This is a genomic window from Bacteroidota bacterium, assembly GCA_018266755.1.
Classification (GTDB): domain Bacteria; phylum Bacteroidota; class Ignavibacteria; order Palsa-1295; family Palsa-1295; genus JAFDZW01.
Window position 1 is genome coordinate 443,968 of record JAFDZW010000001.1, and the last position, 12,011, is coordinate 455,978.

Consider the following 12,011-nt stretch of genomic DNA (forward strand, 5'->3'; position numbering starts at 1 on the left):
ATGGGTAGAACAGGTTTTGCCGGATTAAGGCTTAACATAACGCAGCTTTCCGAGTGGATCGGAATACGTTGTTCAGTGCTAAAACTCTACAAGGGGGCATCTGCTTGATGTGCGTCGGGCCGTGGGGTTCGGCGAGCGTCAGCACTCATAGCCCCAACCGGGGCTTTTTTCGTTTTAGGACCCGAAAGATGAAATTCACGATCATCGCCGTGCATATTCTCTGTATTCCGCTGCTGACTCGGGCTCAGCCGGCGGGCGATGCTTCACCGTGGAGTTTTCACTTCCAACAAACAGTGATCGGGCAGTATCACTTTGATTTCCGATCGCCATACTCCGGTACCAATAGTTTAGCCTCGCATGAGGATGCGGCCTATTCGGTGACATCGACGATGTTCGTCGGCTGCCGCATTACCGACGGCACACAGGTGTTTTTCGATCCTGAACTTGCCGCCGGAGGCGGACTCAGCGGTGCAACCGGTGTCGCCGGTGCACTCAACGGTGAGACGTATCGCATCGGCGATCCGAAGCCGTCGCTCGCAATTGCGAGGTTGTATGTGCAACAGGATATTGCGCTCAGCGACGAGCGCACCCGAACCGAGGACGCGGCGAACGCGGTTGCCGGCACGCAGCCTCTGCGGCGCATCACGATCACTGCAGGAAAGTACGGGATCACCGACCGATTCGATGCAAATAGCGTTTCGCATGATCCGAGGACGCAATTTCTGAACTGGTCGCTCATGAGTGCGGGCGCATGGGATTATCCGGCCGATACCAAAGGCTATACGATCGGCGCGACCGTGGAATATATTGCGCCAGAGATATCCCTGCGTGCTGCAGCAAGTATGGTGCCGTACGAAGCGAACCAGGCCGTCTTCGATAGGAATGTTGCCCATGCGCATTCCGGGACGATCGAAGTCGAAGTGCCACATCGGTTGTTCGAACGGCAAGGCGTCGTTCGCCTTCTTGTGTTCCATACGACGGCGAGAATGGGCGATTACGCCGAGGCGCTTCGTCAACACGGCACACCCGATATCACAACGACCAGAACATACGGCCGTGCAAAGTACGGTTTCGATCTGAATCTGGAACAGCCGCTATCGGCAGTGCTTTCCGGCTTTGTCCGAGCAAGCTGGAACGACGGCTCGACGGAAACCTGGATGTTCACCGAGATCGATCGGTCGCTTTCGATCGGTACTGCGCTCGACGGCGCATTCCGAAGCGCGGGGCTGGATGGAGCACGTGCGGCCGTTGTCGTCAACGGCATTTCCAATCTGCACCGCGACTATCTTGCCGCAGGCGGCAATGGATTCATTCTCGGAGATGGGGCTCTTGGTTACGGGCCAGAAGCGATTGCCGAAGTACAGTACGCAACGAGGATCGCAGAATTTTTTACGTTATCGGCCGATGCACAATACGTGCTGAACCCGGGGTTCAATCGCGATCGTGGCCCGGTGGGCGTCGTTGCCCTGCGTGGACATGTGGAGATGTGACCATTGAATGTAATAGAATACTCTAAGACTGCTGTGACATGAGTCTCGTTAAGTCCATCATCGAATTTCCGCGTCGCATGCGCATTGCCGACATTATTGTCGTCGCTGCGCTTGGCGGGATCGTGTATTGGCTGACGGCGATCTCGCAGGAGTGGAGCGGCTCGGCGCATTCGGTGGTGAAGATCCATACCGAGTTCGGCTATCTGCCGCTCTATACCGTGTACTCGCTTACCCGCGGGCTCGTGGCGTATTTGATCTCGCTCGTGTTCACGATCGCATACGGCTATGTGATGGCCCACTCGCGTGCGGCGGAGCGCGTGATGCTGCCGCTGCTCGATATTTTGCAGAGCATTCCGGTCCTGAGTTTCCTGCCGGCGTTCTCGATCGCGCTGATCGGGTTGTTTCCGAATACGAACATCGGCCTCGAGCTTGTCGCAGTAATGGCGATTTTTACCGGGCAGGTGTGGAACATGACGTACGCATTCTACCGCTCGCTCAAAGGCATCCCGAGCGATATGCGCGACGCCGCCGAAAGTTTTTACCTGAGCCGTCGTGAGATCTTGACAAAGCTCGAACTTCCGGCCAGCGCCATCCCGCTGATCTGGAATTCGATGATGTCGTTTGCCGGCGGATGGTTCTTCCTAACAGTGTGCGAAGCGTTTACACTCGGCGACCGCGATTTCCGGTTGCCGGGCGTCGGCAGCTACATGTCGGTCGCGATCGAAAAAGGCGACACCGGCGCAATGATCGGCGCGGTCATCGCGATGGGCATCATGATCATCTTCCTCGATCGGGTGCTGTGGCATCCACTGGTGATCTGGAGTCGCAAATTCCGGATGGAAGATACGGCCGAGGAATTCGAAGAGCGTTCGCTCGTCCTGGATATCATTCGCGGATCGAGCCTCGTCGAGTGGTTCTGGAAGAAGCTGAGCGTGAAGAAGGACGCCGAGCGGCAGCGGAGCGCACCTGCCGAACTCGAGACGATCAAACATTCGACGCAGAAGCTCATCTCGACCTTCACCGTGCGCGAGCCGAAAGTGCGCAAAGCATTCACGCTAATGTTTTCTGCGGCGTTCTTCGCGCTGATCGTCTACGGCGCAGTGGCGGCGGTCATGTCCTTTGCGACAACGCTCACGACCGGCGAGTGGGCCGATATCGGGCTCGGCACTGCAGCGACGTTCGGGCGTACGCTTGCGGCGGTGCTCTTTGCCTCGCTCTGGACGGTTCCGGTCGGGGCGATCATCGGCATGAATCAGAAACTGGCGCGTCGGTTGCAACCGGTGATCCAGTTTATGGCTTCGTTTCCTGCGCCGATGATCTTTCCGTTGATCCTGATCGCACTGGCGCGATTCCATATCTCGATCGAGATCGGTGCGGTGTTGATGATGATTATCGGCACGCAGTGGTATTTACTCTTTAACGTGATCGCCGGCGCCAGTGCGATCCCGAACGATCTGCAGGAGCTCTCGGATAGTTACGCACTGCCGCGATTGCTCCGCTGGACCAAAGTGATCCTGCCGGCACTCTTTCCGTCGATCATCACAGGCATGATTACGGCAGCAGGCGGTGCGTGGAACACGAGCATCGTTGCCGAAAATTATTTCGTACCCGGCAAAGAGCGCATGACAGCGACCGGCATCGGAGCACTGATCAGTATTGCCAGCGAGAAGGGTAATACACCGCTGCTGATTGCAAGCACGATTGCATTGAGCACGGTCGTCGTGCTCATCAATAAATTTTTCTGGCGCCGACTCTTTGCGTTGGCGCAGGAACGGTACACCCTCAATAAGTAGGCGATGCCGGTTGAACAGGCTATGCAACGTCATTCTGAGCACATTCGCTGTGCTCAGTGTAAACTCCGCGAAGAATCCCTTCAGGATTGTACGAAGATTCGTGGCACACCGAAAGGGATTCTTCGCTTTGCTCAGAATCACGATGTGGTACAAATAGTGTTATGCAGCGCCACGACAAGATTGTCGGAGCGTGAACCGGCAATGCGACGATCGAATGTTGTAACTCAATAGGAGTAGAGTGCTATGAGCGTATCACCAATGACAGCCCAGACGCCGGTGGCAATACCGGGCAAAGAGTTGATCGAGTTGCGCGATGTGTCGATGACCTTCGTACAGCCCGGCGGCAAATCGTTGCCGGTGCTCGAGCATATCAGCGTCAGCGTCTCGGAGAACGAATTCCTGTGTTTGCTCGGCCCGTCGGGTTCGGGCAAATCGACGATCCTTCGCATTCTTACCGGCTTGCTCAAACCGACGATCGGCTCGGTGTCGGTCAACGGCTCGCCGATGGTTGGGTTTAACCCGCTCACGTCGATGGTCTTCCAGTCGTTCGCACTCTTGCCGTGGCTGACCGTCGAAGAGAATGTTGCCCTTGGTCTCGAAGCGCTCAAGATGCCGCGCGATGTCGTCAAAGAGAAGGTTCGGCGCGCGATCGATATGGTCGGTTTGGAAGGATTCGAAGAAGCGTACCCGAAGGAATTGTCGGGCGGGATGAAACAGCGCGTCGGTATTGCACGCGGACTGGTCGTAGAGCCGGCCGTGCTCTGTATGGACGAGCCGTTCAGCGCGCTCGATGCACTCACGGCCGAGAACCTGCGCGACGAAGTGCTGCATCTGTTTCATTCGCACGATACGACGCTCAAGTCGGTCGTGATGGTCACGCACCTGATCGAAGAGGCCGTACAGATGGCGAGCCGTATCATTGTGCTCGACACGCATCCGGGCCGCATCAAGGCGGAGTTTACAAATGCGTTGCCGTATCCGCGCAATCCGCGTTCGCGCGAATTTCAAGAACTCAGCGACCGGATTTACGCACTCATCACGAACACCGTCCTTCCGTTCGTCGAAGAACCGAAGACCCAGCAGCGCATCGAGATCATTCCGACCGTCAATATCGGCGAGCTAACCGGTCTGTTGCATATTCTTTCGGAGTATCAAACGATCGATATTGGCGATCTCTCGGAGAATGTCGGCCATCCGTTCCACGAAACACTGCAGATCGTCAAGGCCGCAGAACTACTGGAGTTCGCGCAAACGCCGGGACAGAACGTCATCATTACGCCGCTTGGCCGCACGTTCGTCGAATCGGAAATCAACGATCAGAAGAAACTCTTCAACACACAGATCAGAAAGCTGCGCACATTCGGCATCCTGCTCGAAACACTCTCGAAGAATAGCGGTGAGGTCCCGAAAGAAGTGCTGCTCGAGGATTACACGACGCGCATGCCGTATGAGGATTCGGAGGCCGTGCTCGATACGATCATCGACTGGGGCCGCTACGCCGAGCTGATCGGCTACAGCCCGAAGGACGATGTCGTGTATCTCGATACAGGAGAAGAGCGGAGTTAAGTGCTCGGGAGTGAGTGCTCCCGAACTCAAGGGCCCTGCACCTTCCGGCACCCATGCGCGAACCTATCGTTGTATCGAGTGGAGAATCGATACGGTCCGGCTTTCGACGGTCGGTCTCCCCAGATCGTCGATCATCGTAAGCACAAGCACATAGGTACCGTCGGGCAGGTCGTTCAGAACGATCGTACGAGTATGTTCACCGCTCGCTTCGGTTATTGTGGGCTCGGTACGATATACCTCCCGACCGAGCAGATCGCGAACCGTAATCCGCACAGCCATGTCCCGTGGCAGTACATATCGGAGCGCCGTCTGCCGGTCGAAAGGAATAATCGCTTCGGGGAAACGTGCCGCGATTGGCGCCTGCGTGCGCAGAACTATCGTTGGGAGGTCCGAACGAACGAGCCATATTGTTCTGCTTTGTGCGGCGTGCGTGCCGGAGTAAGCTTCGCAGCTCGAACCAACACGCAGGTGCCTTCGCGCGGGTGTTCATAATGAGACTGACCGTACCATCATCTTTGCTGGCCACGGCCGTCTCAGGGTCGAACGATCCAGGAAATTTTTCCGCTACCGAACCCTAAACCACTAACGGCAGCGGCCCCAAACTCCGGATGCTCTTCACCACCCCTATGACACAAGCAAGGGATCGTTTGTGACACAACGGGGTCGGATAATGAGAACCCAACCCCGTCGCATCACATGTTTATGGAGCCAGATCGGGTGTTTACCGTGCCGAAGCATGCACGACGGAGATCGTCCGGGCCTCGGTATGTACAATTCCGCTCGTTTGTCGTGCCGAAACCGTCAATACATAGCTGCCGTCGCTCAGGGGTGGCAGCGTAAGGGTTCTACGCTGCTCGCCAGCCGGCACGGATTCGTCGGTATGCGCGAACACGACACGGCCGAGCATATCTCGCACCGAAAACTGGACAGAGGCTCGGGCCGCAAGCGTGTATCGCACAGTCAACTCGCCGTCGCACGGGTTGGGGAACGGTGCGTCGAGCGAAAAGACAGTCGGAGCGGAGGCATCGGGTACGGATGTCGGTGAAACGATCGTGATCTCTTGGTACACGGTATCGTTCGAGCGGTTACCGTCGAACCCGTCGTGGGCGATCACGGCCAACCGGTAACAGCCGGGGGCGAGCGTTCGAGTAGAGTATACCACCTGCGAACTTGGGAAATTCATCGTATCCGACATGACCAAGGGGTTCAGCTCTGTGACTACTGTGTCAACCCTGAACGCCAGCGAGCCGCTACTGCACGAACGCATTTCCGCACGGACGGCATACTGCTGCGATACTTCGATGCCATGGTGACTGAAGACGCCCATTATATGAAGATCCGATCTGTAGGGAATAGAGTCGGAAGGGAAATTAAGCATCAACGTGTCGGCAGAGACGTCATACGAATACCGACCGCTCAGGGTACGTCGTACGGTGTCGTTGAACGGGAGTTCGTCGTCGGCAGCCGAGACAATCGCTTGAAGTATATAGGTCCCCGGTACGGTAATAGTGAGGTCTTTGAATGGAAGCGTGACGGTCGTCCCCGCATTCCAGAGCGCGACAGTAGTCGAATCCCGATATACTTCCGCCGAGTCGTTCAAGCGGACGGTGAGATGTACGATGACCGCCGTTTCGTTGAGCATGCCGAGGCTCGTGAACAGTGCATGAACCGGTGCAGCAACACCGACACGCAGCCTGCCCAGCAGGTCGCCGCAGTTGATCGAATCGGCGCGCAGATCGTGAGCGCGATTGATTCTGAACGACGTCCATGCCGAATCGTTGTTCGGATTGTCGTCGTGGAAGTTGCCTGCAACGCACATGGAATACTGCCCAGTATCAAGACCGGCGATCATGTGGGCCAGCGAGTACGGAAACGTATAGTACACCGCTGCACTATCGAAATACGACGCATCGACCGAGTATGAGCTGCTGCGAACGATCGCTCCGTTATGATAGACAATTGCAGTTAGTTGTACCGGCGCTGATGGTTTGACGCCGGTAACAATGCCGCAGACGATCTGCGGACGGACGTCCGCTCCATGCGGAATGATCGAACCTGCAGATGGCACCAGTATGGTCGAGACGCTTTCGTCCTGGTAGGCGCGGGTCAGGAATTGAACACGCGAGGTGTCGTTCCAGCGGTTTGTATCGAGCGGAGCGACAGAGTATGCAATAAATGTATAGATCATCCCCAGAACGGTTGGCTGATACGTGCGGAACGTCACATCAGCCGACGTCTGCGCCGAGATAAGCGGCACGATGACCGTATCTCGGTAGACGATCGTGCCGGATTGGTCACGAACCATACCGACAACCGCTACGGGAGATTCGTCATTCGGACCGTAGTTGTAGATACTCACCCGAGGTTGTATCGACTTCGAAAGCAAGACCCGTTGCAACGTACCAGGTTCATAGATGCGGGTGAGGGCGACATCGTTGCCACGATCGGGGGCCGCCACATCGCGGATCGAGAACTCCGCGCTCGCCGAGTCGTTCGAGCGATCGCCATCGTCGCTTTGGCGGGCGATAAACACGATGCGGTAGCAGCCGGGCTTGAGATTCTGAACATTGTACGACCCTTGAGAAGAGGGAAAACGGAATACCCGGGCGCCGGAATCGGAATACAGAGCATCGGCAATCGTATCGGCTCTGAACACGACAGTACCGTCGCTGCATTGATGAATCTCGACACGAATCGGCATATCGTACATGTCTTCGACACCGACTGTTTGAAACGTACATGCGGGCTGAAAGCTAACCCTTCGGTCCAAGACGGTATCCGGGGGAGGAAAGACAACATTCGTGGCTTTCGAGTCGCTGAGGTATTTCGAGGAGACCGTCGTCGTGAGCGTATCGTTCGTTCGGTTCTGGTCGGACGCGAGCGACGTGTACGCAACAAATCGGAAACTGACCTGCGCTTGTTGTGGGACGAAATCGTGAAATGAGGTATCGCGCGTCGTGCCAGGAAGCCAATTCCGTATCGTGACGGAGTCGGTGTAGATGCGTTGCGACGAGCCGTTATAGATCCGAAGAAAGAGCGTCACGGAGTCTTCGGTGCTGCTTCCGAGATTCATAAGACTTAGTCTCACCGGCGTTGCGTACCCGACCGGGGTGCGGCTGTTCGGACTCGGCACCAGAAACTCCGTGGGCGAAACGTCGTGCGTCAATGTAAGTGTACGACTCGACACCTGAGAGAATGTGGGTAACGCCCACACGCTCAGCATTGCACACAGGAGAACACATACTACGTTCATGCCTTAAAGACACGAAGTAGCGCTGTTCTGTGACAATACTATATTCAAGATACTTTGGGAGCCTGTCAATTAAACCCACGGCGTGTACTAGTCGTATTGCTGATCACGAAGAGCGAAGTCAGAACCGGAACGTCCGTCACCGCTCCCGCAGCATGCGAAATTCGACGGCGGAGAAGGCGGCGATGATAAAGAAGAGGACGTATGCAACGGCGCAGGCATAGCCCATGCCGTCTGCCTTCTCGAAGGCGTTTTGATAGACCGAATACACGAGCGTCGACGTGCGGCCGAGCGGGCCGCCGCGCGTGAGTACATAAATTTCTGTAAATACCTGAAAGCTCTTGATCGTATTGAGCACGAGCGCGAAGAGCACTGTACCGTTGATCGACGGGAGCGTGATGCGCCAAAACTGCTGTGCGGCGCTTGCTCCTTCGAGGTCGGCGACCTCATAGAGATCCTTCGGAATATTCTGGATCGCCGCGACGAAAAGCACGGCGTAGTAGCCGACCGACACCCAAATATCCATCGCCATTACCGCGGGCATCGCCGTGGAGGGTTCGAGCAGCCACCCTTTTTCGCTGGCCGGAAGGCCGCAGAGTTTCAGCAAGGTATTGATATACCCGCCGGCGGTGTAGAGATTCGAAAAGATAAGTGCGATAACCACGAGCGACGTTACGCTCGGCAGGAACAATGTAGATTGAAAGAAATACTGCAGGCGCTTGACACGAACAAGCATTGCGGCTGCCACGAGTGCGAGGATCATCGTGATCGGGATCGTCCCGACAACAAAGATGATCGTGTTCCAAAGCGACTGTTTGAATGCGTCGTCTCGGAAGAGATGTTTGTAATTATCCAGACCGATCCAGATCGTATCGGTGGTCAGCGTCTTGTACTTGGTGAACGAAAGGTAGAGCGCATAGACGAGCGGATAGGCCCAAAAGAGGGCGAGCGTCAGCAGCCACGGTGAGAGCAGCAACAGGGCGGTGCGTTTGGTCTGCGCAGTAGCGATCATTGCGGCTCAAAGATACGAACGGACGGCAGGATAGAAATACAACGGGCGGCCACGACGGGCCGCCCGAACCACAGATGCGATATAGAACGGTCAATGACCTGTTACGACAATCTGCTTTGACGTAACGAACGGCCTGCCGTCCGAACCAATGCCGAATGCGCGCACGATGTATGCACCGCTTGCGAGCTGCGGGCCTGTGGCATCGCCTGCGCCGAGCTGCCAGCTTGAGCTGTTTTCGTGTGAAGCGATCAGCACGCCGAGCTCGGAGTAGATCTGCAGTGTTGCGCTTGCAGCGCCGACGACCGAAAGGCGAGCGTTGCCCGACGATGGGTTTGGCGTCACGCTAAGGATTGGCGCAACAGCCGGTGTCGTCACGACACTCGCCGTCGACGTACGCGTACCATGCAGAACAAACTGCTGTGCAACGGCGGCGTGATCGGTGGTGATTACGAGCGAGTCGCTATACTGTCCGTTCGAGCCTGCATCGAAGCTCAGATCGACGGTGAGCGATTTGCCTGCATCCACCGTGATCGGCAGATCGGAGGATTTCGGCGAAGCGACAGAGAAGTGTGTGCCGTCTTTCACCGATACGCCAAGCACCTTGACGGATGTGCTCAGATTGTTGGTGAAGACGAAACTCTGCGTGGTCGTGGATTCCTTGGTCACGATGTTCAGTGTCTCAGTTTGAGCAGGGAAGAGCTGAATACGTGCGCTGGAATCTGTTTGGCAATATCCATCGACTTCCATCGTCGCTTCGTTGCAGCTACTATCGACTGAACTCGAGAGAAAGAGAGCAAAACGTGACCCGTAATTCCCGATCTGCGTCGGAGTGAAGAGTAAGTCGAGCTGCTTCGTTTCGTCCGCCGCGAGAGTGAAGGGGAATGTGGTGGCGATCGTGAACACGATTTCCGCGCCGTTGGAATAGAGGTCGCGAGCCGAGTCAACCGAGAGTGTAACCCCGCTGTGGTTTGTGATCCGCACGCTCCGTTCAATCCATCCGCCGCCAATGACGGTCCCCATATTGATAGTGTCATGTTCTGAACCGACCCAGACGCACCCGCCGAGGTAGGCATAGATTGGGCAGTCGGTCGTCAGCGAGTTGACGCCAGCACTCTTATATACGGCATGTATCGATGCAGAGACGCTTCGATTGAATGCATTCGGTGCTGTATAGCAGACCGTAATCGTCTTCGAAGAATTCTTCGGGATTTCGATCGGAAGTGATACCGACTGATCGAGCGCAAAGGCCGAGGCATCGGGACCTTGGAATGACAGATCGGTGATCGTCAGTGCCGAGCCGTTCCGGTTCGACAGCCGAACCGTTTGGCACGTCTTCGAGCCTTGTTCTGTATATCCGAAATACGGGGAGGAGATGGAAAGCGTCCCGGCAGTGGCGGCCGTATCGTGTACGAAGATATTCAGTGTTACCGGAGCTCCATCACCCGGCGTGTTCGGTATGAAAATATAGGAAATACTATCGTCATACGGATAATTGTCGGGATGATAGGTGACTGTAAACAAACTGCCGTCCGGGCTTTGCGAGACCGGATCGATACTAAGCGAGCGAGCCGACGCCGTAAAGTGGATGCTGTCGGAAATGTTCGTGCTCGATACGGCTGCGACGATCTTCGAGGTCCAAATATTTCGGATGCGGACGTTGAATTCTTTGGCATCCGTATGATTGACACTGGTACGAATATTGTACACGCTGTCATTCTCGATCGTAAGCACAGGGCGAGTGTGCTCTACGACCGAATCGGTGGTTTCGATCGTGATCGTATCGCTTTCGCCGTTCGCCCTGTTGGTGAGCGTCAGGAACATCGACGTCGGCTTGTTGCTGATCGTTGCGTAGTACACGCTGATCCAAGCCTGCGCAGTTTGAGTGGAGTCGGGGATCAGCACCACCGACCCGGAAAGCGGTCCGCTACGCAAATTGGCCGAGTCGATTGCCGTGAGCTGAACGAATTTATTCCGATACGCGACGAATGTCGAGAGCACCAACGGCGATTGCGTCGTCGTAATGCTGATGTATCCGTAGCGATTGGACTGGTCCAGCGTGACCCGATGGGTCGAGACCGTGAACGAGCGTGCAGACGTGTTTGCAGCGAATCCTGTAATACACAAAACCATCAGGAGGATACAGGAGGCCAGCCTGAAGGAGCGAGTTATGTAATGAAGTACCATAGTTGTTACTGATTGATGATGATCGATGTCTCTTAAACACCGATCATCGACCTCAGTTACAGCTCGGGAACAGATACTTCGGAATGCATACGATCGCGTCAGAACAACGTCGGAGCGAACTGGCGCAGGTGGACGTACGTCGAGCATAGCGGCAAACCGACGACATTATAGTAATCGCCCTCGATCCGACTGACAAAGACTGCGCCGTGGTCGTCCTGAATGCCGTAGGACCCTGCTTTATCCATCGGAGAACCGCCCGCAACATACGCCGCGATCTCGTCATCGCCAAGAGTGCGGAAGGTGACCTGTGTTTTTTCGACGAAGCGGACGCTCTCGCCCGTTACCGAATGCAGCAATGCAATGCCGGTGTACACTGTATGGGTCGCGCCGGAGAGGGTGCGCAGCATCGCGCGTGCATCTGCTTCGTCGGTCGGTTTGCCGAGAATGACGTCGTTGATAACGACGATCGTATCGGCGCCGAGTACGATCCCGGGGCTATCGTTCGGATGCAGCAATCCACGCGTGGCGGATGCTTTCTGGAATGCGAGGTCGAACGCAAAATCGTGGGGCGCTCGCGAACCGACGAGTGTCTCGTCGATATCGGCCGGTTTGATGATCACGCGCTTCACCCCGAGCAACGACACGAGCGACGCGCGACGCGGGGAAGCAGATGCGAGATATAGGATGGATGGGTTCATGGAATTGTCAAATACGCA

8 protein-coding genes are annotated in these 12,011 nt (G+C 56.0%); 3 read left to right on the top strand and 5 right to left on the bottom strand.

Annotated elements, in window-relative coordinates; all coding sequences use genetic code 11:
- Window positions 1-188: 188 nt before the first annotated feature.
- From JSS75_01785 to JSS75_01795, 3 genes are all read left to right on the top strand, one after another.
- Window positions 189-1,490, top strand: coding sequence for a carbohydrate porin (locus JSS75_01785; GenBank protein MBS1902418.1), 1,302 nt, complete (start codon window positions 189-191; stop codon window positions 1,488-1,490).
- A 38-nt stretch (window positions 1,491-1,528) separates the two neighbouring features.
- A complete protein-coding gene (locus JSS75_01790) occupies window positions 1,529-3,283 on the top strand; it encodes an ABC transporter permease subunit (protein ID MBS1902419.1) in 1,755 nt (584 codons plus the stop codon).
- A 243-nt stretch (window positions 3,284-3,526) separates the two neighbouring features.
- On the top strand, window positions 3,527-4,849 hold the full coding sequence (locus tag JSS75_01795) for a nitrate/sulfonate/bicarbonate ABC transporter ATP-binding protein (GenBank protein ID MBS1902420.1): 1,323 nt from the start codon (window positions 3,527-3,529) through the stop codon (window positions 4,847-4,849).
- Between the two features lie 63 nt (window positions 4,850-4,912).
- Here JSS75_01795 and JSS75_01800 read toward each other — a convergent pair whose 3' ends face one another.
- The 5 genes from JSS75_01800 to maf form a co-directional block, all read right to left on the bottom strand.
- The gene (locus tag JSS75_01800) at window positions 4,913-5,128 is read right to left on the bottom strand and encodes a hypothetical protein (protein MBS1902421.1); all 216 of its coding nucleotides are present in this window, start codon (window positions 5,126-5,128) and stop codon (window positions 4,913-4,915) included.
- A gap of 442 nt (window positions 5,129-5,570) precedes the next feature.
- Window positions 5,571-7,937: a T9SS type A sorting domain-containing protein gene (locus JSS75_01805; GenBank protein MBS1902422.1), complete on the bottom strand. Its 2,367-nt coding sequence runs from the start codon at window positions 7,935-7,937 to the stop codon at window positions 5,571-5,573.
- Window positions 7,938-8,238: 301 nt separating this feature from the next.
- On the bottom strand, window positions 8,239-9,111 hold the full coding sequence (locus JSS75_01810) for a sugar ABC transporter permease (GenBank protein MBS1902423.1): 873 nt from the start codon (window positions 9,109-9,111) through the stop codon (window positions 8,239-8,241).
- Window positions 9,112-9,201: 90 nt separating this feature from the next.
- Window positions 9,202-11,295 carry a choice-of-anchor D domain-containing protein gene (locus JSS75_01815; GenBank protein ID MBS1902424.1) on the bottom strand — a complete coding sequence of 698 codons (2,094 nt, stop codon included), beginning with the start codon at window positions 11,293-11,295 and terminating at the stop codon, window positions 9,202-9,204.
- Window positions 11,296-11,393: 98 nt separating this feature from the next.
- Complete coding sequence (gene maf, locus JSS75_01820) at window positions 11,394-11,993, bottom strand: septum formation protein Maf (protein MBS1902425.1); 600 nt, start codon at window positions 11,991-11,993, stop codon at window positions 11,394-11,396.
- Window positions 11,994-12,011 lie beyond the last annotated feature (18 nt).

Excerpts from the sequence above, each read along its gene's own strand:
- maf (MBS1902425.1), bottom strand. The coding sequence starts at position 11,993 with ATGAACCCATCCATCCTATATCTCGCATCTGCTTCCCCGCGTCGCGCG.
- JSS75_01790 (MBS1902419.1), top strand. The coding sequence starts at position 1,529 with ATGAGTCTCGTTAAGTCCATCATCGAATTTCCGCGTCGCATGCGCATT.
- JSS75_01785 (MBS1902418.1), top strand. The coding sequence starts at position 189 with ATGAAATTCACGATCATCGCCGTGCATATTCTCTGTATTCCGCTGCTG.
- JSS75_01795 (MBS1902420.1), top strand. The coding sequence starts at position 3,527 with ATGAGCGTATCACCAATGACAGCCCAGACGCCGGTGGCAATACCGGGC.
- JSS75_01815 (MBS1902424.1), bottom strand. The coding sequence starts at position 11,295 with ATGGTACTTCATTACATAACTCGCTCCTTCAGGCTGGCCTCCTGTATC.
- JSS75_01800 (MBS1902421.1), bottom strand. The coding sequence starts at position 5,128 with ATGGCTGTGCGGATTACGGTTCGCGATCTGCTCGGTCGGGAGGTATAT.
- JSS75_01810 (MBS1902423.1), bottom strand. The coding sequence starts at position 9,111 with ATGATCGCTACTGCGCAGACCAAACGCACCGCCCTGTTGCTGCTCTCA.